Annotated in this window: 1 pseudogene; it reads left to right on the top strand. The window is 48.6% G+C overall.

Annotation, left to right across the window (positions count from 1 at the left end):
- Positions 1-2: 2 nt before the first annotated feature.
- Positions 3-389, top strand: a pseudogene (locus KVT27_RS23860) (phage tail tape measure protein); the annotation flags it as partial.

Here is a 389-nt window from a genome sequence, read left to right as displayed (position 1 = left end):
AAGTGGTTGCTGACATTTCGGGTTTATTAAGTAATTTAGGACAAGCTACACAAGCTTGGGACAACTTTTTTAGACATATTAGTCAACCGCCTCCTACTCCTCCCGCGCCACAACCACCGGCACCTCCTCCATTACCGCCAGCGCCAGCACCCCCGCCACCACCTGATTATTCGGCGTGGAGAACAAGATTTCAAGAAGTAGGGAATCATGCAATTGAAATGGGTAGACGTGTACAGCAAGCTGGGCAAACAATGCAGAATGCTTTTGGTCCAGCCGCCGCCGCTTCTGCTTATGCCTTAGGAAATATGATCAAGAACTCACGGGAGTTTGAGTCACAAACCCGTAAAGCAGCAGTGTTAACACAGGGTGATTATGGCCAAGTAAAAGGT

The organism is Lysinibacillus sp. GbtcB16 (genome assembly GCF_019091145.1).
Classification (GTDB): domain Bacteria; phylum Bacillota; class Bacilli; order Bacillales_A; family Planococcaceae; genus Lysinibacillus; species Lysinibacillus fusiformis.
Note: the sequence above shows the minus strand (reverse complement) of the source record. Positions and strands in the feature narration are given on the sequence as shown.